This is a genomic window from Thalassotalea sp. SU-HH00458 (assembly GCF_040362795.1).
Lineage (GTDB): Bacteria > Pseudomonadota > Gammaproteobacteria > Enterobacterales > Alteromonadaceae > Thalassotalea_H > Thalassotalea_H castellviae.
The window spans coordinates 97,552-120,994 of the sequence record NZ_BAABWW010000007.1 but is presented as its reverse complement, the minus strand read 5'-3'; the positions used below and the strand labels follow the sequence as shown (position 1 = coordinate 120,994).

Genomic DNA, 23,443 nt, shown 5'->3' with positions numbered 1-23,443 from the left:
TTTAATACTGTAGTAATAAAAAAGGATTTGATTTGATACTTTGGTTTCGTAACGATCTAAGAACGCACGATAACCCCGCCTTACATTATTTTCTGACGCTTGCAAAGTCAGATTCCCCGCGTAAGGCGTTTTTTTTTGTGTCAGAAAAACAATGGCTAGAACATGATTGGTCCGAAATAAAAATCGATTTTATTAAACGTCATGCGAACGCATTAGTTTTAGAATTAGCTGAATTAAATATTGCTCTTGAGCTTGTGGTGCTACCCGATTTTTCCGCTCAAGTGACTTTTCTAAAAAACTATTGTGAAACCAATAATATTCAAGAAGTTGTAGCGAACAGTGAATTAGAATTTAATGAGCAACAAAGAGATGAAAATTGCATAGCGCAAGGTGTTCCATTAACCCTATTTGAAGCAGATGTAATTACCCCAAAAGGCAAGGTGTTAAATCAGTCAGGGACTATGTTCAAAGTTTTTACACCGTTTAAAAAAGCATGGATAAAGTATGTTCAATTATATGGCTTTGACTATTTAGGCAAGCCTGCAATATCAAACGAATCGTTAAGCAATACCATCGACACTAAGCCAATAGAACAGACTAACTTGTCTGCCGCATGGCCGTTGGCAAAAGAGTATGAATCAAACGCTTTAACGTCATTTTTTAGTCATAAAATCAGTGATTATCTTGACTATCGAGATATCCCTTCGATTAAAGGAACATCTGGCATTTCACCTTACTTAGCGGCTGGGGTAATTAGCCCTAGGTTTGTATTATTTTCATTATTACATCGTTTTCCTGATCTTTTACTCGCAACTGACAGTAAAGAGTTTTCCTGGCTCAATGAAATCATTTGGCGAGAATTTTATCGTCATCTTATGTTTCATGAACAACGCTTATGTAAGCATCAATGTTTTAATAAAAAGTATCAATCCCTTTCATGGAGTAATAATCAATCGTACTTTAAAGCCTGGTGTGAAGGTAAAACAGGTTACCCCTTGGTTGATGCAGCCATGAGGCAACTTAATCAAACAGGATGGATGCACAATCGTCTGAGAATGGTGGCAGCTAGCTTTCTAACCAAACACTTACTCATTGATTGGCGTTTAGGTGAACAATATTTTATGCAGCATTTAATCGACGGTGATTTAGCTGCAAATAATGGTGGCTGGCAATGGGCTGCTAGTACGGGTTGTGACGCTCAACCTTATTTTCGCGTGTTTAATCCAATAAGACAAAGTGAACGATTTGATCCTGATGGTAGTTTTATACGTAAATACTTACCAGAGCTAGAAAGTATTCCGGTAAAACATATACATTTTCCACATCAGTATATTGAAAACCAACAGTTAGCATTATATTGGCCGCCAATTGTTGAACATAAAACAGCAAGACTACAAGCTTTAGCGTTTTATAAAAAATAACTGACTGATATTTTTTATATTTTAAGGGGTTATTTTCTACAATTTATTTATTGCTGTAACAGAGAGTTCCAGCGTTAACTTGGGATTAAAAATGCAAACAAAAGTATTTAACGATCAACCTGAAAATAAGCCGTTATGGCTCAGAAATTTTGTGAGTATTTATCAAACGCTTTCTATAAGCAACCTAGATTTGTTGGCTCACATTTATCATGTTGATGTCACTTTTATTGACCCAATGCACAAGGTTGAAGGTATCGATGAACTCATCAAATATTTTGAAAGCCTTTATCAAAATATCGCCTCATGTCGCTTTGAGATTGATCATGTTATTACTGAAAAACATGAAGCCTCAATCTATTGGAAGATGACCTATCAGCACACTAAATTAAATAAAGGGAAAGATGTCACTGTTTATGGCAATTCACATATAAAAGGACAAAACGATAAAGTTATTTATCACCGAGACTATCTTGATTTAGGTGAGATGTTGTATGAACAGGTACCTATTTTTGGCAAACTGACTAAATGGATTAAAAACAAGGCGGCTAACTAATGTCGTCTAAACATATACTTATCACTGGTGCTACTTCAGGCATAGGTCAATCATTGGTTGAACAGTATGTTGCTAATGGCTATTCCGTAACAGCGTGTGGGCGCAATAAAGAAAAATTAACCGCACTTAACAATGTTCACAATACCTGTTTATTTGATTTAAATAATCAGAAAGAAATTTCACAATCTACAAAACATGTCGAAGAAATTGACGTATTAATTTTAAACGCAGGCGATTGTCGGTATATCGATAACGCAAAGCAGTTTGACGGTGAATTATTTGAAGAAATTATCTCAACTAACTTAATTTCTTTAGGTTACTTACTTCAATTTTTATTACCTAAAATGAAACAAGGTGGACAAGTAGTATTTATCAGTTCTAGTGCAACGATATTGCCCTTCCCAAGAAGTGAAGCCTACGGAGCTTCAAAAGCCGGTATGGACTATTTGGCAAATAGCTTACGGTTAGATTTATTAGCGCATAATATTGCAGTAACGCTAGTGCACCCTGGTTTTGTAAAAACACCTTTAACCAATAGAAACAACTTTGAAATGCCATTTTTAATCACCAGCGACGATGCCGCGAATAGGATCATTAATGGTATAAACAAGCGAAAAGCCTACTTACATTTTCCTAAACGTTTTACTTTTATATTAAAAGTATTGTCTTTCCTACCGTCTTCACTTTGGCAATGGCTTATCACAAGGAAACAATTCGCATGAAGCATATCGCAATTATCGGGTCAGGTATTTCAGGCTTAACAGCGGCTTACCTGTTATCAAAAAAACACCAAGTAACCGTCTTTGAAAAGAATAATAAAATAGGGGGCCACACGGCAACCGTTGATGTTAAAAAAAATGGTCAAAACTATGCTATAGACACTGGTTTTATCGTTTTTAACGATATAACTTACCCAAATTACCTAGCCTTATTATCGGAAATAGGGATAGGTAAACAAGCTACAGAAATGAGCTTTTCAGTACATAATTGCAAAACAGGAATGGAATACAACGGTCACAACTTAAATACCTTATTTGCGCAACGACGTAATATTTTTAACCCGCGATTTTGGATGCTAGTAAAAGAGATTTTAAGGTTTAACAAATTATGTAAAGCTATATTTCATCAAGGAAATTATCAAAAAGGATACGCTTTAGGGCATTTTTTAAAGGAAAATAATTTTAGTGAATTCTTTGCTGAACATTATATTTTACCTATGGGCGCAGCTATTTGGTCAAGCTCTTTAGCTCAAATGGAAGATTTTGAATTTCGATTTTTTGTCCAGTTTTTTCATAACCATGGTTTACTAAACATTGCTGATAGGCCGCAATGGTATGTTATTCCGAACGGCTCTCGCAGCTACTTAACGCCTTTGTGCGCTCCATTTGAGAAAAATATTAAACTAAATGCAGAGATTAGTGGCGTTACACGCTCTGACGAGAAAGTGCATTTACATTTTAATAATAGCTCGAGCGAAACATTCGACGAGGTCGTGATAGCCTGTCATTCTGATCAAGCACTTGCTTTATTAAATGATCCAACAGATGAAGAAGAAGCCATTTTATCAGCCATGCCTTATAGTGAAAACTCAGTCGTGCTTCATACAGATAAAAAGCTGTTACCCAAACGAAAAAATGCATGGGCAAGTTGGAATTACCAATTAAGTGATGATCGCAATAAAGCAGCTAGTGTTACCTACAACATGAATATATTACAGGGCATCAAAAGTGCAGATACCTTTTGCGTTACCCTTAACCAAAAAGAGGAAATAAATCCTGCCGAGATTTTAGGCGAGTATGTTTATCATCATCCAGTCTTTTCAACTCAATCAATTAAAGCACAAAAGCAACGTTCATTTATTTGTGGAATAAACCATACACATTTTGCCGGCGCTTATTGGCACAATGGTTTTCATGAAGATGGCGTAAGAAGTGCGGTAGAAGTCGCAAAGCGTTTTGATTGCTTTTTAGATGTTCATGCGAAAGGTGCTTAATGGATAATCCATTTAGTCAAAGTTATATATATTTAGGGGAAATATCCCATCGACGATTTTCGCCCAAAAAGCATAGTTTTAAATACCGTTTATATATGCTTGCTATCGATATTACAGACATTGAAAAACAAACCAATAAGCTTGGACTTCTAGGTTCCTCTTGGTATCACCCATTACACTTTGTTGAAAAAGATTACTTACCCGGTGAACCATACTCGTTACGACAACGTATAACTAACAAAGTACGTTTACTCAATGGTTATAAAGATATTGAGAAGATTGTCATGCTCGTACAAGTGAGGTGCTTTGGTATTTATTTCAGCCCAGCAAATTTTTATTTTTGCTATGACAGTTCTGGAAAATGTACTCAAATGCTCGCTGAGGTGAGTAATACACCTTGGAACGAGCGTCATTACTATTTAGTAGATTTATCGACAAACAACGAAAAGGTGAATAAAAAAGCGTTTCAAGTTTCACCTTTTATGGACTTAGACATGTCGTATTTTTGGCATGTTAAGCCGCCTTGTAACAAAGATAGCAAACTGGTGATTCATATCGAAAATAAGCGTATTGATAGCGACAAAAATATCAATAAAAAGTTATTTGACGCCAGCTTAGTAATGAATAAAAAACCATTAACAAAAACGAATTTAACCAAAGTTTGGTGCCAACTTCCAGTAATGACAATAAAAATAGTGTTCAGTATTTATTGGCAAGCATTGCGACTTTTTATCAAACGTATCCCGTTTTTAGGGTACCAAAAAGCAGATTAACTGAACGTATGAAAATGAATTATGAGGAACCAGAGATGGAAAAGATAAAAGGCCTAATGGTATTAAAAGAGGCAAATTGGTTTGATAAACGTTGCCGCTCAATCGTTCAGTCTGTTTTTTCGAAAATAAATTACGGACAACTTGAAGTTGTTGAAGGTACTACACGTTCATTTTTTCCTAACGAAATTATAGATAGCAGTATTAAAGGTAAAATACATATTCATGACATTAGTGTTTATCGAGACTTTGTTAAAGGTGGCAGCATAGGTGTAGCTGAAGCATATATTGACGGTAAATGGAGTAGCCCGAACCTGACAACTGTTATTCGTATTTTTGCTAAAGCTCAACAACAAACAGACAAGTTAGAAGCGAAAAAATCCTGGGCTAATAAAATAAAGAATGCCATCAGCCATTGGCAAAATAAAAACACTCAATCAGGTTCAAAGCGAAATATACTGGCACATTACGATTTAGGGAATGAGCTATATACTCGTTTTCTTGATCCTGAAATGATGTACTCATCTGCGATATACCCTAAAACAGATTCAACATTAAATGAGGCACAACTTTATAAATTAGACACTATCTGCCAACGTTTATCACTCAATTGCAAAGATCATTTATTGGAAATAGGCACAGGTTGGGGCGGCTTAGCTATTTATGCGGCTCAGCACTATGGCTGTAAAGTAACCACGACCACAATCTCAGATGCTCAATATAATTATGCAAAAGCAAGAATTGAAAAATTAGGGCTCTCAAATCAAATCACACTTTTAAAAGATGACTATAGAGATTTGTCTGGTTGTTATGACAAAGTGGTGTCAATTGAAATGATTGAAGCTGTTGGATATGAGTTTTTACCAAGTTTTTTTCAACAGTGTAACGAGCGATTAAAGCCCGGTGGAAAACTACTGATACAATCAATCACCATTGCAGATCAGCGGTTTGATTACTACAAAAATAATGTAGATTTTATCCAAAGATATATATTCCCTGGCGGCTTTTTACCTTCGGTTAATGTTTTAACTGAGCACATCACTAAGCATAGTGAATTAGTTATAGAAACATTAGACGATATAGGGTTGGACTATGCTAAAACACTCGATGACTGGCGGAAAAACTTCTTAGCTTCATGGTCAGAATTAACATCACTAGGTTACGATGAAACATTTAAACGATTATGGCTGTATTATTTTGCTTATTGTGAAGGGGCATTTTTAGAACGATCAACCAGTACCATTCATTTAGTGGCAAGAAAGTAACATTTCATACATATAAACAGTCTCATAATTGAGGCTGTTTTAAATTCAACATTTTATTTTTCGTTAAACCCAGTTAAAACTGACAATGAAGCTGATAAAAACAATTTAATTAACTGCTAACCACCCTCCTAAAATCAATAAAACGTAATTCATCACTTTTTCAAATAATTGCTTATCTAAGTTTTGATTGATTTTTAAACCTAACCAATTACCCACCAAAGCCAACGGGAAAAACGCCAGCGCAGTAATAACGGTTTCAATAGATAATAATCCTAATGACAATACCCCCATTAGTTTTATGATATTCATCACTGCGAAAAATGCGGCAGCAGTTGCAACAAATTGGGTTCGAGGCAAACCTATTGCAGTAAAATATATGATTAATGGTGGGCCTCCAGCATGGACTAAGGTACTTGAAATCCCAGAACATGCAGACATAAAATAAGCCCCGACACGATTTTGTATAAAACTAAGTTGTAACCGTTGAAAGAAAATATTTTTAAGCGCAAATATTATACAAATATAGGCAATTATATTTCGTAAATACCCTGAATTTATATAATCTATCAGTAAATTGGCAATAACTATTCCGACGACCGCCCCTGGGATAAGTAAAGCCAACAACTCTTTATCCCATTTTTTCCAAAAGCTTTTTATGCTCATCGTATCGGCGATAATCAACAAAGGTAACATCAAAGTAATCGCTTCAATTGCCGTGAACTTAAACATTAATAATGGCACAGCAAATACACCTAATGCGCCTGCAAAAGCTGATTTTGAAATACCAATAAGTAAAACAACAATCGCGATAAGCAATGCCGCAGAAGGTTCCATGACTACTTCACCTAAATTTATCTTTCTCTTGGTGCCATATAACTTAACGTTTTTAACTACCACGAAAAACAGCTTAAGAATTACAGCAAGAAGTTACTATGTTTCAGTCAAGTAAGAGATAATAAATTCGAGCCTGTTGTTACGAGGCTCGAATTTTACATGCTACTTTTTGACCTTGCTTTGATTGGACATGTGGGAGGATAAATAAGTCGGTCCTATATATGCTCTGCATCCAGCCTCCCAGTAACTTACTTATGATGGATTAAAAAAAATAAGTTGGTCCTAGCAATATATTTAACTAAATGTAGCTGGATAATTAAGTCAGTCCTAACAAACCACTCTAACTTTTCAAACCCCATAACCTCATCAGATTCTCATCTAACCTATTAATAAATAATATGAATTATTAAGTACGTGATTTGAAATGAGTAAATTTAGTTAGCCTTTTTTTGTTATTGTGACTTCAATCTCTTTGGCATCTCCAGCATACCACTTTTGAACATAGATACTTCCTATTACTGGCGGCATATCACCTTTAGGCACTTCTTTGTACCTAACGCTATTCTTATTCTGTTTTTCAAATTCAAACTTGACTGTTTGTTCACCCATATCATTGCCTCATTAACTAAAGTTCATTTTATTTAGCTAATCTTATTATGAAATCAAAAGAACACATTCAAAGATAGATGTACCTTAAATAATAGGTGTCCTTAGCATATATACCCTATCTCGGTTTCGCCCCCAATATAACTTCAATTGTCTACATAACAGTCAATTACTATAATGTGTAGACATGCACTCATTTTGTACGAATCGTGCCCCTAAACACTCGATGTTTTTCGCTTTGCTTTCGACATTATGAGTGTCTCAAACTCATTAACGAATACTCAGGGCTTGCTTAAACCGCTCATTATATTGCTTTCGAAGAGTTTGGGAGCGCATGTATAAATGAATCAGGAGATTGGCATGAACTCACATTTAAATAGCATTAACTATAAGGCATTTGTTGGCATTGATTGGGCAAATGATAAACATGACCTCTGCATTCAGGATCCCCTCACTGGTAAACGCGAGTTTTCTGTTATTAAGCATGACGTCGATGAAATTGATAAATGGATCAAAGGGCTTAATAAAAGGTTTGGCTCACCAATTGCCGTTGCCGTTGAGTTAACAAAAGGACCTATTGTATATGCCCTACAACGGTATGAATTTGTTGTAATAGTCCCTATTAACCCGACAACAATTGCAAAATACCGAACAGCTTTTAAACCCAGTAAAGCAAAAGATGATCCTACTGATGCAGAGTTTGCATTAGATCTTATGCTTCGTTACCCAAATCATTTCCCTCCTTTAAGCCAACAAAGTGTCAATATGCGTAAATTGATGTTTTTAGTGGAGCACCGTAGAAAAGTAGTTGATGATAAACAGCGAGTGGTGAATCAAATGATTAATACAATCAAGCAGTATTACCCTCAAGCTAATGAATGGTTTTGTAAAAAAGATACGCATATCTTTTGTGATTTCATTGCTCGATGGCCAACCATTCAGCACGCTAAAAAAAGCCAAACCTCTCACGGATGATAAAGCAGTTATTGATAGCCATACCAAGCTAGTGATTTTCTATGTAGAACGCATAGTAAATTCAATGAAGTGCATTCAAGAATACAATAAGTCGATATCAAAATTGATGGATAAGCTACCGGACGCTCCTATATTCAATAGTTTACCTGGCGCAGGTGCAGCCCTATCCTCACGGTTACTTGCAGCATTCGGAGAACAAAGAGGTAGATTTAAATCAGCCAACGAAGTTCAACAATATGCAGGTATAGCACCTGTAACAGAACGAAGTGGTCAAAAATCTTGGGTTCATTGGCGTTGGCAGTGCTCCACCTTTTTACGACAAACGTTTATTGAATGGGCAAGCCATTCTCGCCTAAAGTCTTACTGGGCTAATTTATATTATTTACAACAAAGAGAAAAAGGTAGCTCCCACCAAGCAGCTATACGAGCACTCGCGTTCAAGTGGATAAGGATCGTCTACAAGTGCTGGCAAGATGGAAAACCATATGATGAAACTCAATACTTACGCGTTTTAAAAGATAGAGGTTCGCTATTGATTTCAGGTTAAATTTAACTTGATCTCAGGCTCAGGGCGTGAAGTGAGATAGAAATTATATTATCGTTCTTTAAATATAGTTTTTTGCTTTAAGTTCGTTGCACCTTGAAGCTACATAACTTTTGTCTATAGATTGCAAAAGACTTATTGCTATTAATCCCCTTAAAAGTATCAGAAGATAAAGCCCTCAATAACGTTATATGGAATAAACATGAACATAAGCCACTCCCAAGATGCCGAATTGACATTAGATGAAAATTTCAATTACATCACATTAAGAACAGCTATCCAGAAAAATAATAAAGACAATAACGTCCAATTAGATTCAACTTTACTTTATGATACAAAAACAAATGAAGATACATCAAGTTTCATTTTGGGGTATAACTAAAGCTAAAGCTAAGTTGAACTACTGAACAATTGATGTAACATTCATTTCCGCATAATGATTCAGACGGATGTTTAGAAAGTCTTTATTATTAACTACATCCTCTACTATTTGCTCTAGCTCACCTAATCGTACATTTAAAGCTGAACTTTTTGAAATCGCAATATAATGTCGTATTTCTATATTAGGTTGGTAAACGGATTTAACTACCTCATCACTTAAACCCAATTTATCTAATAAAGGTGTAGTACTTTCTTCATAATGCATGAAAGCATCAATTCGGTTACGTTTTAATAATTCAATATTTTGCAACACTCCACGGGCTTTAAACTTTACTACGGACTCATTGTTGTCAAAGGTTTTAAAATATTTAGAGTTACGGTTCACTCCAATTATTTTTCCAGATAAATCCTGATATGTTTGAATGAGGGCTCTTTTATTTTTTAATGTGAAAATTCTATATGAAAGTAACTCATAATGAGGAAATATATATATAAATTCATCTTGACGATCTTCTGTTTTTTGAATGCCTACAATTAGATCTAATTGCCCATTTCTAATTTGCAACAAACGGCGGGCAAATGACATAGTAGATAACTCAAGAGTTAAATTTAATTTACCTGCCAAATACTATAAATATTTGCTATGTAAGCCATGACTAAACTCTTCTGCTACTGCGACTTTCATTACAGTTTGCTTTATTTTCTCACCATATGTTTGCCCACAGAATAATAGAACTAAGACAAAAATCAAACATTTCATAAGATTTAAAATTCCTCTCGAGAGACCTTAAATAGTTTACTATGAGTGATATTGGCAATTTTACAACTTTAATTAATGAACAAACTTACCTGCAAGTTTTTGTTGATACTTACCATCTTTAATAACATTTTGCCCATTAAGCCAAACTTGTTCAATGCCTGATGAATATTTATTCCAGTTGGAAAAATCAGCATTTGGGGAAAAATTGTCGGCATCAAAAATGATAATATCGGCTTTATAGCCTTCGGTTAGTTGGCCACGATTCTTCAAACCCAATAGATTTGCAGTTTGCCCTGAGCTTTTATTGATAAATTCACCTAAAGTTAATAGGCCTTTTTTAATAGCATATTGCTGGTATTTTTGTGGAAAGCTAGCAAACTTTCGAGGGTGCCCATTAGTTCCATCTGATGAAGTTACTACCCATGGCTGTATCATAAAAGCTTCAACATCTGTAGGTGACATATTAAATGACGCCACGCGCACTTCACCTTCTTGTACAAGCTCAATAGCTGTAGTTACTGCATCTTGTTGTCGCATTTTGGCCACTTCAGCCAAGTTTAATCCAACCAATTCTGAGTCTTTAAATGCCGTGATCAACAGTGACGTTGGCCCACCACGGCGACGAACATTTTCTTGAATCTCCGCTCTTAGCTTATCAGCCAAGCTAACATCATTTAAACGTTGATGAAAAGCTTGTTTAGAATCTGCCATTACCCATTTCGGCATTACTGCACTGCGTAACTTAGTGCCGGAGGCTAGCCACGGATATTGATCAGCAGAAATGCTAACCCCCTTCGCCTGTGCTTGATTTATTTTTTCAATCGCTTGACTACTTTGCCCCCAAACATCCACACCAAGAGCTTTAATATGCGCAAGATGTAAGTGAATATCAGCAGTATCAGCGATATGAATTGCTTCATCTAAAGCAGCTAGAAAACCAATATTAAAAGTGCTTTCATCACGCAAATGGGTGTCATAGATGCCATTATATTTGCTAGCAATTTTTGCCAAAGTAATAACTTCTTCGGTGTTGGCAAAGCTGCCGGGAACATAATACAAACCGCTTGATAAACCTAATGCGCCAGCTTCCATTGCTTGTGTTAGTAATTGTGACATTTCCTTTAGTTCTTCAGCACTAGCATAGCGCTGAGCTCGCCCCATTACTTGTTCACGTATACTGCCATGCCCCACTAACAAGGCGACATTAGTACCTATACCATTTGCTTCAAGCTCTAGCGCCGTTTTCGCAACATCAACAGGCCCTTCGCCGTCATTACCATTTACAACGCTAGTCACTCCTTGCGTTAAATAATTAAGATTATGGTTTTTGTCGTTACTATATAATTCTTCTAATGTGTGAGTATGAGGGTCGATAAATCCTGGGCTGACAATTTTACCCCTGGCATCAATTATATTTTTCGCTTGTACGTTATGCTGACCTTGTCGATAAATACCACATATGTCGCTACCACATATAGCTACATCGATTGTCTGAGCTTCAAGATTAATACCGTCATAAGCAGTGCCGTTAATTATTAAGGTATCAATCGGCGTTGGCTTTTTTGTTACTGCTTTAGGCTTATGCTCAGAACAAGCATTCAACATTGATAACCCCAGCATTGTTAGGCCTATAACGACAGCCCTATTAAAATATCTCATCGACAAATTTACTCTTTATTATGATCAGCACCTGACATCATTGTTTGCATTAATGTTATAGCTGCATTATTAGCAATTACTTTAATAATATCACGATTAGTTTCATCACCCATTTCGTAAGTGATGGCATGCACTTGATAATTGTCAGCAAAATATTGTTTTGAAACACCATTATTAGGCTTGTTTCCTGGCTTTTGAACTACCTCAAAATTTGGCATAGCTTGATTTAGTGCGCCTAGCCAGTGTTTTACAAAGTAGGGCTCTTCAACGCCGTAATATACAGGCATAGTATAAAAAACATCATGTTGTGTAGAGTGAAAATCAACAGCAAACTTTACCTTTTCGCCATTGGCAACAAGCGCTTGCAAGTATTGATGTACTTGGGTAGTTTCAGGTTGTTTAAAGGTAATCCAATCACGATTTAAATCAACACCGTTAGCATTATGACGCCAATTGCCCATGGCAACTCCATCAGGGTTTAAATTGGGAATAATAAGTAGGTTATATTTTTTGCGAAAACTCTCGGCGAATGAATTATTCGCTAAAAGTGTTTCTACAAATGGAAACAAAGCTAATGCTCCTGTTATTTCTGGCGGGTGCAAACGGCCAAGAATCACCAACCACTCATCACTATTGCCTTTACTTTCAATCTTGTAAATTGGCCTACCCAGAATTGATTCGCCTAATTTACTTTGCTTCACTTGGCTAATAGCTTCTAAGTGTTTTGCCCAATCAACGTAATATTGGTTGTTAATCACCTCTTGAGCAGCAATATATGTTGGTTTTGGGGCTGCATTAACATTAATAGTTAAGGTTTTTTTACGGTACCTATAATCATGTACCCGCCAAGATTTCATATCGTCACTAATTTTTGGTAAGTAGCGATTATCTCTTTTACCAGCTATCCGTATGGAGATCCGTACTGCTGTCGGCTTTTCTGCCAATACTTTAAAGGCATACCATGGGCTTAAGTTTATTGGTGAATTTTCGGGCTTTATTACAATTTGGAAATTATTAGCACCTACATTCTTGCACTCGTCCATTCTGCTAGCTTCAAAGTCGGCAAGCAAACGCACAGGACCAATATTACACGCTTGCGCATTGTTACTTTTCGTAGCAACAACCGTTCCTGCACACGAGGTAAGAAATATAGTTGAAAATAACCATGAGCAAATTAATAGTGATTTTTTCATAACAGCATCTTAAAAATTAAATAAATTTTAGAAAAATAAGGCTCGGCTAGCATTGCAGTCGAGCCTTCGATGTCAACTAATGTCATGATGAGCTTAAAAAGCTTTTCTTAAACTCATGTAGAAATAACGACCACGATTCGAATGTAAAGCTCCAAAATAACCATGTGCCAATTCATCTGCTAATGGCGGCTCTTCATCGGCAATATTTCTAATACCAAAACGGATCTTAGTACCATCTAAGGCGCTATCATCAGCAAAGCGATAATCAGCATAAACATTTACTCGAGTGAAGCTATCTACTGGCAACATAATGACTTCGTCATTAACCGTAGCTGTAGTACTAGTATCAATGACTTCACTCACATAATTTGCATTAATACCTGCCCCCCATTGGTCGTAATCCCAATCAAGTGAAACTCTTGCCCGCCATTCTGGACGACCATTTTGCTTGATTAAGTCACCTGCTCCTGCAACTGTTCTGTCAGCTGGTACGGCTGAGTTTCCTGATTCTTGAGCAGCAATGAGTTGTGCTGAAATTGAATCGGCTTCTTGTTCGAATTTATTCAATTTCGCGGCATTGGCAGTAAATTCAAACTCACCAAAATCTGTTTCCCAATCATAGATTAGGCTAAAGTCGATACCTTCAATATTACGAACACCTAAATTCAAATAGTCATTATTTATTTGTATCACTTCATTGGTATTAGGATCTCGAATAACAGCACTATTGCTTGAACCTTCACTTCTCAATAATGAATCATAAAGTAAGTGGGATGAGCCAGGTAAAATACCCACAAGATCTTTCTGCTTAATCTTCCAAGTATCTAATGTAAACGTTAAGTTTTCGGTTGGTTCAAATATTAAACCAAATGAAGTATTTTCATCATCTTCTGGTTTTAAGTCTGTGGTACCACTACGAATATCAACAATGCCATAGGTTGAATCGAGTACTGGGTCATACAAACTATTTGAACGCGGTACACCTTCTGCTGATACTTGTGGTAAACCTGGTGCTCGGAAGCCTCCAGCATAAGAAGCTCGGAAACTTATCCATCCTGCTGGTTCCCAAAATAAAGCAACCTTAGGTTTAACTGCACTACCAACATCTGAAAAGTTTTCATAACGACCGGCAACTTGTAATTCAACATAATGAGAATCAGAATCGATCAAAGGCACTAAAAATTCTGCATAAGCTGAAGTAACATTGCGAGAGGCTTTTGAATCCGGCGTTGGACTACTACCCAAAACATCACTTCCTGATAATTCAGCCCCTGTTATTGCATCAACAAAAGGATTGCTGCCATCAAGTAATGGGTCACGATCATCTTCAAAAGTTTCACGTCTAAACTCTACGCCCATAGCAATACCTACATCACCTGCTGGTAATGTCCAAAGCGCGCCATTACTCACTTTAAAGTCAACCGAAGCTAAGCTAGTTTTGGAATCACGATTAACGTTCACCATAAATTGGTCAATCACACTTTGTGGATTTAACGTTGAATCACCACTATTTGGATTATTGACGTCACCGCCAGTAAAGATGTTATAGGCTAATGTTGGATCTGTGCTATTGATTGATGCTTGAAATTTGCTTGCTTGAATACGATTCGCAGAATCATTAGTTTCCGCAGCGGTATAAAATGCTGCGGATTCCCAATCCCAATCGTTATATGCACCTTTTAAGCCACCTAATACACGATAGCTAGTATCATCAACTTCGACATTTCGAGGACCAGTATCAATTGCTCGGTAACTACGTAATAGAACTTCTTCACCAAATGGATTATGCGCAGCATCGGCAGAAATACGGAAACGTTGTGCCGTTAGGTTATGTGTTTGTTCTCGAGTTCGCTCAGCTTTCGCATTGTAATAGGTAACTTCTGAGAAAAAATCTAAATCACTGTTAATCTCATGCGTAAAATAGCTGTAAAAATTTAGCCGCCTTACATCCGAAACTAATGAGCGAGTAGTGCCTCGATCAAAGCGCTGGTCTCTTGGGAAGCTACCACTATCAGCACAAATACCACCATCTAAATTCACAACACAACCTGAGTTGGTATCTGGCTGTAAATGGAAACGACCTAAAGCGTCTGATTGAAAATCCCCCCATGGCGTTGCCGTAGAACGATTATCTAATTGAGTATCACCAATAAATTCTTCAGGTAAGCCTGAATATTCACGTAAGTCATGGCTTGCTGAATAGGGGCGTTCGCTTGCCATCATGCCATTGCGATCATAGTAGCTAAATGACGCTGTTAAGTGAGAGCGACCTTCATTTAAATCAAACCCCGTTAAATAACTAAAAGTAGTTTCATCTAATGATGTTCCTTCAGAGCCGCCATACGATAATTTAACCTGATTGCCTTCAAAGTCATCTTTAAGTTGGTAGTTGACTACGCCGGCTACGGCATCAGAGCCGTAAATAGCTGCAGCGCCATCGCGTAATACTTGCAAAGATCGTAAGCCAGAAACCGGCAGAGTATTAGAATTTGATGTTGAAACAGGAACAAAGTTTTCTGACTGTGTACCCGGGTGAGTTACCAGTCGGCGTCCATTTAACAAAGTTAGGGTATTCCCTGAGCCTACGCCACGTAAGTTAATTGAAGCAACGTCACCACGAGCATCATTTACGCCACCATTACCTGTTGCAGCACCGAAGTTCACAGCGCCAATTTGTGGTATTGAACGTAACAACTCATCGCCTGACATTGCTGCGGTATTTTCAATATCTTTTTCTGTTAATGCGGTAACAGGTAAGGCGCCAATATCTGAGGCACGTTTAATATTCGAACCAACAATGCTAATTCTTTCTATCTCTTCTTCTTTTGCTGTCGTTTCTTCAGCATTAGCTTGTTGAATAATAGTTGATTGGGCTGTTAAGGCGGCTAATACACATAGACTTAGGCGCTTTAACTTATGCTTATACATCGCTTGTTGTTTCATCACTCTCACCATCATAAGTTGCATTTATTATGTTATATTTATCGAATATTTTTATATTCATTTTTGTTGTTAGGTTCACCATGCCGAATTAACAAACGCAATACCATTGACTGTTCGTTTACAACCCATAACCTAAAGTTATAGCAAAGTTACAAATTCAGCCAATTTTTAATGGCAATCAGCTAATACCCGATATTTCTATTCTAAGCTCCAACGCACTTTCGCTCGGTACAAAGGCAATACATCCAGCGAGCATGTAAAACCTTTGGTTATGACTCACTTAAAATTTTGAACTGCTGATCGAATGATTATCTCTTTACAATCGAATTACGATGCATTGTCCATATAAGAATCATGCGATGACGAACAAACGCCAAATAGAAAAAGGTTAAATGCTCATATGAATATTGAAATATCTACCGCTGAAACTCTGCTAGTTTCACTTGTCATTCTTTTTTCTGGTTATTACTTAAATAGCAAAGTTGCTTTTCTAAAAAATAACAACATTCCAGAACCTGTGGTTGGTGGTATAGCTTTTTCTATACTCTCTGCAATAGCACATATCTATTTTGATGTGAACTTTCAATTTGATATGGCGTTTAAAAATCCATTAATGACCATGTTTTTTACTACTGTCGGTTTAGGGGCAAGCTTTACCTTATTACTTAAAGGTGGCCCGAAAGTAGCCCTCTTTTTAGGTGTTGCAACCTTGTACTTGCTTCTACAAAATGCCGTAGGTGTTTCCATTGCCGCAGCGACTGGCATGGAACCCTTGATGGGGCTCATTGGTGGTTCAGTGACACTTTCTGGTGGACACGGCAATGGTGCAACTTATGCCGACCTATTTATTAATGAATACGGTATGCACAGCAGCGTTTTTGAATTAGCCATGGCAGCAGCAACTTTAGGGCTAATTTTAGGTGGTTTAGCGGGCGGACCTGTCAGTAAAAAATTGATCACGAAATATAACCTCAAAGCGGATACTTCTTACCATGAAGAATTAGATGACACCATTACCTTTGACCCAGAAGATCACGACTTAGTTACCCCAAAGAAAATGATGGAAACCTTGTTTGTAATTCTACTATGTATGTATTTAGGACGTATGGGTTATGAAGCCTTAAAAGTCATAGAAGTAGTGTTGCCAGCTTTTCTAATTCCATTGCTGTTTGGTGTTGTCATTACCAACCTGACAGAATTTACTAAAATTTATAAAGTCAGCCGAGCGTGTGTCGATTTGTGGGGTACTATGTCTCTATCAATATTTCTTGCTATGGCGCTGATGTCATTAAAAATATGGGAGCTGGTGAGTTTAGCTGGCCCAATGATTTTTATGATTTTAATACAAGCAGTCACGCTGATGTTATTTGCTTATTTCATTACCTTTAGAGTGATGGGTAAAAACTATAATGCCGCAATTATGGCAGGTGGACATTGTGGTTTTGGCTTAGGTGCCACACCAACAGCGGTTGCTAATATGGAATCACTCGTTTCTCGCCACGGTCCGTCACCACAAGCATTTTTAGTAGTGCCATTAGTTGGGGCATTTTTTATTGATATCACCAATGCTTTGATTATACAGTTATATTTAAGCTTGCCATTTCTGAGTGATTAACTCACTTTAGCTAACAAACTTTACTGAGGACGTAAAATGCGCTTACGACACATTGAAATTTTTCACGCCATTTACACTACGGGTTCAATTACTAATGCAGCCAAAATACTGCATGTATCGCAACCATCGGTCAGTAAAGTATTGTCACATGCCGAGCTACAACTCGGCTTCAATTTATTTGAACGTGTTAAAGGTCGGCTTATTCCAACCGATGAAGCAGAGATGCTTTTTGACGAAGTTGATAAGATTTATCAGCAAATGCGTTCAATTAAAAATACCGCACAAAATATTAAAAAATCAGAGTTTGGCAGTATCGCTTTAGGCGTAACACCAGCGTTAGGATTTGATGCCATTCCAAATGTTATCGCTAATTATCATCAAGATTATCCAAATGTCACTTTCGATATTCAAACCATTCATAACGATGCTGTCATGCAGTCATTGCTTGAGCATAAGTGCGACTTAGCGATTTTATTCTCGCCACATAGCATGCCAGGTATTACCTCAATTCCTTTAGCAGAATCTGAACTAGTAATTGTTTATCCAAAAGACAAGTTTCCTGATTGCCCAGATAAATTAACCTTATCCCAAGTTTGCGATTTAGAGTTTATCGACATAAGCGACAGCGGTCCCTTGGCTGATATGTTGTGGGCACGGGTGATGGAAGAAAATATTGGTATTATGTCATCGATCAAGGTGCAAACCTACTTTATTGCTGCTAGATTAGTCGCCAGAGGACTTGGGGTCTGTGTTGTTGATCGCTACACCGCAGAAGGAAATTTGTCTGACAATGTTGCTATCGCCTCGTTTGAGCCTGCGCTTACTTTTAACATTAATGCCGTACAATTAGAAAACAGAGCTAAATCTAAAGTAATTGATGAATTCATACCATATTTAACCCAAGGAATTTCAAATAGTTAAATAGAATCATAACCACAGGTTATGATCGATAAAAGCCTTCTCACTTTTAATGTTTGCTCACTAAGTTAAGCTCGGAATTAGAAAAACTCTGCTATCCCAGCATTTAAATTTAGGAACTTCATTATGAAAATTGCTTCTCCTTATCTGTTATTTATTGGTGACGCCACCGACCAGCTTTCAATTAAAATGGCACGTGGTGCAGCAGATTGGCGCCCTGAACTTTGTGTTGGTGAATACAGCGTTAACGGTTGTACGGTTAGCACCGGCATTGATAAAATGGACATTGCACAAGCAGCAGCTAAAGGGGCTAAGTCATTCATATTAGGTTTTGCCAACAGTGGCGGTGTACTTGATCAGAAATGGTTACCTTATATTCTAGAAGCAATGAACAACGGCATGGATATCGTTTCAGGTTTACACGATAAATTAAGTGATTTTCCAGAAGTCGTTGAAAAGGCACAACAAACCCAGCAGCGATTGCTCGACATTCGTCATCCTAAAGCCGAATTTGTTACCGGTACCGGCGTAAAGCGCACGGGTAAACGCTTACTTACTGTTGGTACTGACTGCTCGGTGGGTAAAATGTACACCTCATTAAGCCTTGAAAAATCGATGAAAAAGCTTGGTTTTGATGTCGATTTTCGTGCTACGGGACAATGCGGTATTTTAATTGCTGGGCAAGGTGTCGCAATTGATTGTGTTATTTCTGACTTTTTATCCGGGGCTACAGAATCACTTTCTCCTGATCATGATAGCGAACATTGGGACATTATTGAAGGTCAAGGCTCATTATCACACCCTGCTTTTGCTGGTGTAAGTTTAGGCTTATTACATGGTTCACAACCTGATGCTTTAGTAGTTTGTCATGATATAAACCGTAATCACATGCGTGGCCTACCTAATAGTCAATTTCCAAGTATAGAGGAGACTATATCGTTGAACTTGCAAGCAGCTAAACTCACTAATCCTAATGCAAAAGTTGTAGGTATTACAGTGAATACTTCAAGCGTTAGTATTGAGGAAGGGTTACGAATTTGTACCAAACTAAGCGAAGAATTTTCTCTGCCGTGTGTTGACCCATTACGTGATGGTACTGACAGTATCGTCTCAACTTTGAAATAGGCAAAAATCAATGAACTTAACTATTCGTGTTGTTCATCAACAACTGCCTTTAAAAAATGTTTTCCGCATCGCCCGAGGTGCCAAAACACAAGCAGACGTTGTTGTAGTCACCATTAGTGACGGTAAAAATACCGGTTGGGCTGAAGCAGTACCTTATGCACGCTATCAAGAATCTGTAGATAGTGTTAGTCAGCAGGTTCGCTCTTTGCCTGAAAAAAGTATCAGTAGTGACAATATCAATGAATATATAGAGGCTTTACCTTCAGGAGCAGCGCGTAATGCACTTGATTGTGCTTGGTGGGACTTACAGGCGAAACAACAGCAAACCTCAGTAGCAAAACTACTACAACTTCCACAAGCAAAGCCTTGTGTTACGGCGCAAACATTAAGTATTGATATCCCAGAAGCAATGGCAAATGCGGTGGCTAAACTCAATAATCCGCCACTCGTTAAAGTTAAACTTGATAATCAAGATATCATCAAGAAGATGACTGCAATTCAACAAGCAGCCCCTAACAGTGAGTTTATTGTTGATGCTAACGAAGGTTGGAGCATTGAAGATTTAACTCAATGTTGCCTGCAATTAAAAGCACTAAATGTGGTACTTATTGAGCAACCATTGCCAGCTGGTAAAGATCAGGAGTTAATTAATTTTTCGTCGCCTGTACCGCTATGTGCCGATGAATCATGTCATACCCGGGCAGAACTCGAATATTTAATAAACCGTTATCAAGTTGTAAATATTAAGTTAGATAAAACCGGCGGTTTAACAGAAGCAGTTTTATTAGCTCAAGCAGCCAAAAAACAAGGTTTTGAGCTTATGTTAGGCTGCATGGTTGGTAGTTCATTAGCCATGGCACCTGCCGCACTATTAGTAAATGAAGCCAAATTTGTTGATTTAGATGGCCCACTCTTAATTAGTGATGATCGTCAACATGGCTTTGAGTTTGAAAAAGGTGTTATGCAACCGTTATCTGAAAAACTTTGGGGTGGCAACAACACACTTTTAGCTGCGACTACGATTACCTGCTAACCACATTTCCCCCTGTTTCCTTGACATTATGTCATAAATGTCTTGCCCTGCTTGCAGGGCTTTTTATATGAATATTTCCAAATAAATATTTGGAACGTTAAGCTACTAATCATCAAAGATTAACATCCAAGTATTCAATAATCGTGTTAGTTATTTGCTGAATTTGATCAATCTCTGTAGGAATAATTAAAATGGTATTGTCGCTAGACATACAGCCTAATATACCAGCCTGCTCACCAAGATTTTCAATCATTTTAGAGATTAAAATAGCCGCACCAATCACTGTTTTAATAATAATATGCATATTATTATGCTTTATATCAAGAATTACAGAATCAATTGCTTGTTGTCCTGTTGGAACCTGTTGTTTTTCTGGTAATGTATAGATAACATCGTTCCTGTGATTACGAATTTTTATTGCTCCGATTTTATGGAGTAAACGCGAAACACGGGTCTGTGTAACGTTTTCAAAGCCATGCAACGATAAAGCTTTAACTAATTGTGATTGCGATCCAAACACCTTTCTTCGGATCAATGATTTTAGGGTGCATATCAATTCAGGTTCGGTAACAATCATTTACTTAATCACTTCTAAAGACTTATTTATTAAGATTAAAATGTCAGTATTATTGGCTTCGAAACATTTTTATCAACACCCAAATATGAAGCTTGATAACTCAAAATATTATAAAAATTAGGCTTTACTTGCTTACTAAATGCGCTTTGCCATTCAATTAAGGCAAAATCGTCAATATTTACTTTAGTCACTTTTCCATCTAATGACTCCATCTCAGCTAAAACTCGAAAACTTTTATAGCCTATACGTGGTGAATTGAAATCTATCTCAACGTTTTGCCAGTCATTATTTGGTGATAACTCAACAGCTCTGATTAAATGTTTAGGACTATTTTCGAAGGCATCAAACAGCTTTTGACGATTTTTTCGGCCTTGCCAGTAAAAATTAATTTTTACTGGTGTTTCTACCTTGAATTTTGCTTTAATCGTCATAACACTACTAGCTTTATAAACTCGTCTAAAACTTTGCATGCCAAAATTACTCTGCGACTTCGGTTCAATTTTTATTGCTAAGCTATGGCTACCACTAGCACCAAAGTTATTCAATGTCGTTGCACTATGATCAAATAACCAACCACGTTCAGGACTATCGAATAATGCAAAACTTTCAAAATCACTACCGTTAATTAAATTGGTACCTAAACGGTATGCAACACTTGAATTCGGCATTTGCACATGGGTAATACTACGATTCCATGGCAATTGATAAAGCGGGATAGTTTTTTCATTGCTAGCAATAGCAAGTTGCATTTTTCCCGCCGGCTTTTCTTGCTCTGCTAATTGCTGACTATGTGATTTGATAACACCATGGCCGCCTGAAATTGAGATAGTAGTATTTCGTTTTTTTGAAAGCTCCGTTAGTCTTTTCATTACGGTATAGCGATGCATGCCTGTTGCAGGTGTTGGCTTGTAACCTTTGACGTATAAAGGAACGATTTCTGCACGATGAAATTCTCCATCATCAAGCCAGACATAAAGAATAAGACTATGCTGAGTGGCGCTAAAATTTTGATCAAAAATAAAATTACCCATTGAGTAAGCAATTAACTTATTATCATATAACTCAAGTCCTTGAGTAACATGAGGGTGATGAGCTATTGCAAGTGATGCTCCTGCATCGAGAGCTGATTTTAAACGCTGCTCTGTAACACCAGTAGGGTTGTTGGCGTATTCTTGGCTGCCATGATATTGCACAATAGTTACCCTATCTTCTACTACTTGTTTAACAACAGATTTATGGATATTTTCCATTGAGCCGTAAGCAGCACCACCATGTTGATAATTTGCAGTTTGAGTGGGATTAGCACTCCCTTCCCAGCCAACATAGCCTAGCATAGAAAATTTAATACCTTTTATGATTTCTGTATGTGCCTTAAGTGCTGTTTCTTCGTTAATGCCGGCCCCAGAATATGCTAAAGCGCTATCATCTAAATACGCTAATGTAGAATGTAAACCCGAGTCCAAATAATCATAAGTATGATTATTACCTAAAGACACATAATCAATACCAGCCCAAGCTAACGCATCTAATGTTTCCGGCTGAGAGTAAAAAGTAACTGATTTAGGTGCTCGCTCAGTTGGCTTTTCCTTTGCAATTTGTGTTTCTAAATTAACTGCGGCGTAATCTGCCAAACTCATGTATGGTTTTATGTGCTCTACAATAGCTTTACTACCAGCAAGTTTATCATCTGACTCAATAAGCACATCATCACCAAAGTAAGGTTTATAGTAGCGACGCCCCATCATTACATCACCAGCAAATGCCATCATGACTCTACCTTTTTGTTTTTCAACTAAATAGATGTCATTAACACTTGTAGATGCAGAATTAGTTGGAGTTAACTCATAATGGCTAAATGTTTGAATACTCGGATAGTAATGTGGGTGAGCCAATTTAAGTTGATATATTTCAGTAATCGAAGTTGTTAATTTAAAATTACCTCTTTCATCTGTTTTAGACTTTGTATCTAACAAAGAGATTACAACACCATCAATAGGGTGACCTTTTGCATTCAGTATTTTCCCTTTAATTGTAAATAATTCGCTTGCTTGACAAGCTACGCTACCAAGAATAAACGTTATCACCCAGAGTAACTTCATAAATCCCTATCTATATTGATTTTTTATACAATTATTATAATAGATAATTTCAAATACCATTTATTCTTATATTTTGCCGTAACATAACCTATAGCTATACAAAATATATACACTACTTTAATTGTATTTCCACTCTAAGGTATGTTGATAAAAATTCTAAGGCGCTAAGTACCCCATAA

19 protein-coding genes and 1 pseudogene are annotated in these 23,443 nt (G+C 37.1%); 12 read left to right on the top strand and 8 right to left on the bottom strand.

Annotated features, from left to right (window positions below; all coding sequences use genetic code 11):
* The first annotated feature begins 32 nt into the window (after nucleotides 1-32).
* The 6 genes from phrB (at nucleotide 33) to ABXH06_RS12180 (ending at nucleotide 6,002) form a co-directional block, all read left to right on the top strand.
* A complete protein-coding gene (gene phrB, locus ABXH06_RS12205; protein WP_353518398.1) occupies nucleotides 33-1,421 on the top strand; it encodes a deoxyribodipyrimidine photo-lyase in 1,389 nt (462 codons plus the stop codon).
* A gap of 91 nt (nucleotides 1,422-1,512) precedes the next feature.
* Nucleotides 1,513-1,974 (top strand): nuclear transport factor 2 family protein, encoded by a 462-nt coding sequence (locus ABXH06_RS12200; protein ID WP_353518397.1) that lies wholly within the window; start codon nucleotides 1,513-1,515, stop codon nucleotides 1,972-1,974.
* Nucleotides 1,974-2,696 (top strand): SDR family NAD(P)-dependent oxidoreductase, encoded by a 723-nt coding sequence (locus ABXH06_RS12195; RefSeq protein ID WP_353518396.1) that lies wholly within the window; start codon nucleotides 1,974-1,976, stop codon nucleotides 2,694-2,696. The genes ABXH06_RS12200 and ABXH06_RS12195 overlap by 1 nt, the downstream gene beginning before the upstream one ends.
* Nucleotides 2,693-3,967, top strand: a complete 1,275-nt coding sequence (locus ABXH06_RS12190; RefSeq protein ID WP_353518395.1) for an NAD(P)/FAD-dependent oxidoreductase — start codon at nucleotides 2,693-2,695, stop codon at nucleotides 3,965-3,967. Before ABXH06_RS12195 ends, ABXH06_RS12190 begins: the two co-directional genes overlap by 4 nt.
* A complete protein-coding gene (locus ABXH06_RS12185) occupies nucleotides 3,967-4,740 on the top strand; it encodes a DUF1365 domain-containing protein (RefSeq protein WP_311582223.1) in 774 nt (257 codons plus the stop codon). The genes ABXH06_RS12190 and ABXH06_RS12185 overlap by 1 nt, the downstream gene beginning before the upstream one ends.
* Before the next feature lie 35 nt (nucleotides 4,741-4,775).
* On the top strand, nucleotides 4,776-6,002 hold the full coding sequence (locus tag ABXH06_RS12180; protein WP_353518394.1) for a class I SAM-dependent methyltransferase: 1,227 nt from the start codon (nucleotides 4,776-4,778) through the stop codon (nucleotides 6,000-6,002).
* Between the two features lie 105 nt (nucleotides 6,003-6,107).
* On the opposite strand, the gene ABXH06_RS12175 is transcribed toward ABXH06_RS12180, so the two are convergent.
* Nucleotides 6,108-6,899, bottom strand: coding sequence for a sulfite exporter TauE/SafE family protein (locus ABXH06_RS12175; RefSeq protein WP_353518393.1), 792 nt, complete (start codon nucleotides 6,897-6,899; stop codon nucleotides 6,108-6,110).
* A 375-nt stretch (nucleotides 6,900-7,274) separates the two neighbouring features.
* Nucleotides 7,275-7,445: a hypothetical protein gene (locus ABXH06_RS12170; RefSeq protein WP_353518392.1), complete on the bottom strand. Its 171-nt coding sequence runs from the start codon at nucleotides 7,443-7,445 to the stop codon at nucleotides 7,275-7,277.
* A gap of 357 nt (nucleotides 7,446-7,802) precedes the next feature.
* Here ABXH06_RS12170 and ABXH06_RS12165 point away from each other — a divergent pair.
* Nucleotides 7,803-8,964, top strand: a pseudogene (locus ABXH06_RS12165) (IS110 family RNA-guided transposase).
* A gap of 199 nt (nucleotides 8,965-9,163) precedes the next feature.
* Nucleotides 9,164-9,343, top strand: a complete 180-nt coding sequence (locus tag ABXH06_RS12160) for a hypothetical protein (RefSeq protein WP_353518391.1) — start codon at nucleotides 9,164-9,166, stop codon at nucleotides 9,341-9,343.
* 18 nt (nucleotides 9,344-9,361) lie between these two features.
* Here ABXH06_RS12160 and ABXH06_RS12155 read toward each other — a convergent pair whose 3' ends face one another.
* From ABXH06_RS12155 to ABXH06_RS12140, 4 genes are all read right to left on the bottom strand, one after another.
* Nucleotides 9,362-9,967: a substrate-binding periplasmic protein gene (locus ABXH06_RS12155; RefSeq protein WP_353518390.1), complete on the bottom strand. Its 606-nt coding sequence runs from the start codon at nucleotides 9,965-9,967 to the stop codon at nucleotides 9,362-9,364.
* A gap of 207 nt (nucleotides 9,968-10,174) precedes the next feature.
* A complete protein-coding gene (locus ABXH06_RS12150) occupies nucleotides 10,175-11,707 on the bottom strand; it encodes an N-acyl-D-amino-acid deacylase family protein (protein ID WP_353518389.1) in 1,533 nt (510 codons plus the stop codon).
* A 62-nt stretch (nucleotides 11,708-11,769) separates the two neighbouring features.
* A complete protein-coding gene (locus tag ABXH06_RS12145; RefSeq protein ID WP_353518388.1) occupies nucleotides 11,770-12,954 on the bottom strand; it encodes a M14 family metallopeptidase in 1,185 nt (394 codons plus the stop codon).
* Nucleotides 12,955-13,047: 93 nt separating this feature from the next.
* Nucleotides 13,048-15,897 (bottom strand): TonB-dependent receptor domain-containing protein, encoded by a 2,850-nt coding sequence (locus ABXH06_RS12140; RefSeq protein WP_353518387.1) that lies wholly within the window; start codon nucleotides 15,895-15,897, stop codon nucleotides 13,048-13,050.
* A 400-nt stretch (nucleotides 15,898-16,297) separates the two neighbouring features.
* Between ABXH06_RS12140 and gltS the strand changes: the two genes are divergently transcribed.
* The 4 genes from gltS (at nucleotide 16,298) to dgcA (ending at nucleotide 20,588) form a co-directional block, all read left to right on the top strand.
* The gene (gltS, locus tag ABXH06_RS12135) at nucleotides 16,298-17,512 is read left to right on the top strand and encodes a sodium/glutamate symporter (protein ID WP_353518386.1); all 1,215 of its coding nucleotides are present in this window, start codon (nucleotides 16,298-16,300) and stop codon (nucleotides 17,510-17,512) included.
* 36 nt (nucleotides 17,513-17,548) lie between these two features.
* Nucleotides 17,549-18,433 (top strand): LysR family transcriptional regulator, encoded by an 885-nt coding sequence (locus ABXH06_RS12130; RefSeq protein WP_353518385.1) that lies wholly within the window; start codon nucleotides 17,549-17,551, stop codon nucleotides 18,431-18,433.
* Nucleotides 18,434-18,556: 123 nt separating this feature from the next.
* Nucleotides 18,557-19,555, top strand: coding sequence for an N-acetyltransferase DgcN (dgcN, locus tag ABXH06_RS12125; protein ID WP_353518384.1), 999 nt, complete (start codon nucleotides 18,557-18,559; stop codon nucleotides 19,553-19,555).
* A gap of 10 nt (nucleotides 19,556-19,565) precedes the next feature.
* Complete coding sequence (gene dgcA, locus ABXH06_RS12120; RefSeq protein WP_353518383.1) at nucleotides 19,566-20,588, top strand: N-acetyl-D-Glu racemase DgcA; 1,023 nt, start codon at nucleotides 19,566-19,568, stop codon at nucleotides 20,586-20,588.
* A 112-nt stretch (nucleotides 20,589-20,700) separates the two neighbouring features.
* On the opposite strand, the gene ABXH06_RS12115 is transcribed toward dgcA, so the two are convergent.
* Nucleotides 20,701-21,165: an arginine repressor gene (locus ABXH06_RS12115; protein ID WP_353518382.1), complete on the bottom strand. Its 465-nt coding sequence runs from the start codon at nucleotides 21,163-21,165 to the stop codon at nucleotides 20,701-20,703.
* 35 nt (nucleotides 21,166-21,200) lie between these two features.
* Nucleotides 21,201-23,264: a CapA family protein gene (locus tag ABXH06_RS12110; RefSeq protein ID WP_353518381.1), complete on the bottom strand. Its 2,064-nt coding sequence runs from the start codon at nucleotides 23,262-23,264 to the stop codon at nucleotides 21,201-21,203.
* Nucleotides 23,265-23,443: the final 179 nt, after the last annotated feature.

What these genes read in the sequence shown, in the direction of transcription:
- ABXH06_RS12200 (WP_353518397.1), top strand. Translation starts at nt 1,513, where the DNA reads ATGCAAACAAAAGTATTTAACGATCAACCTGAAAATAAGCCGTTATGG.
- ABXH06_RS12195 (WP_353518396.1), top strand. Translation starts at nt 1,974, where the DNA reads ATGTCGTCTAAACATATACTTATCACTGGTGCTACTTCAGGCATAGGT.
- ABXH06_RS12190 (WP_353518395.1), top strand. Translation starts at nt 2,693, where the DNA reads ATGAAGCATATCGCAATTATCGGGTCAGGTATTTCAGGCTTAACAGCG.
- ABXH06_RS12185 (WP_311582223.1), top strand. Translation starts at nt 3,967, where the DNA reads ATGGATAATCCATTTAGTCAAAGTTATATATATTTAGGGGAAATATCC.
- ABXH06_RS12180 (WP_353518394.1), top strand. Translation starts at nt 4,776, where the DNA reads ATGGAAAAGATAAAAGGCCTAATGGTATTAAAAGAGGCAAATTGGTTT.
- ABXH06_RS12170 (WP_353518392.1), bottom strand. Translation starts at nt 7,445, where the DNA reads ATGGGTGAACAAACAGTCAAGTTTGAATTTGAAAAACAGAATAAGAAT.
- ABXH06_RS12160 (WP_353518391.1), top strand. Translation starts at nt 9,164, where the DNA reads ATGAACATAAGCCACTCCCAAGATGCCGAATTGACATTAGATGAAAAT.
- ABXH06_RS12150 (WP_353518389.1), bottom strand. Translation starts at nt 11,707, where the DNA reads ATGTTGAATGCTTGTTCTGAGCATAAGCCTAAAGCAGTAACAAAAAAG.
- ABXH06_RS12145 (WP_353518388.1), bottom strand. Translation starts at nt 12,954, where the DNA reads ATGAAAAAATCACTATTAATTTGCTCATGGTTATTTTCAACTATATTT.
- ABXH06_RS12140 (WP_353518387.1), bottom strand. Translation starts at nt 15,897, where the DNA reads ATGAAACAACAAGCGATGTATAAGCATAAGTTAAAGCGCCTAAGTCTA.
- gltS (WP_353518386.1), top strand. Translation starts at nt 16,298, where the DNA reads ATGAATATTGAAATATCTACCGCTGAAACTCTGCTAGTTTCACTTGTC.
- ABXH06_RS12130 (WP_353518385.1), top strand. Translation starts at nt 17,549, where the DNA reads ATGCGCTTACGACACATTGAAATTTTTCACGCCATTTACACTACGGGT.
- dgcN (WP_353518384.1), top strand. Translation starts at nt 18,557, where the DNA reads ATGAAAATTGCTTCTCCTTATCTGTTATTTATTGGTGACGCCACCGAC.
- dgcA (WP_353518383.1), top strand. Translation starts at nt 19,566, where the DNA reads ATGAACTTAACTATTCGTGTTGTTCATCAACAACTGCCTTTAAAAAAT.
- ABXH06_RS12115 (WP_353518382.1), bottom strand. Translation starts at nt 21,165, where the DNA reads ATGATTGTTACCGAACCTGAATTGATATGCACCCTAAAATCATTGATC.
- ABXH06_RS12110 (WP_353518381.1), bottom strand. Translation starts at nt 23,264, where the DNA reads ATGAAGTTACTCTGGGTGATAACGTTTATTCTTGGTAGCGTAGCTTGT.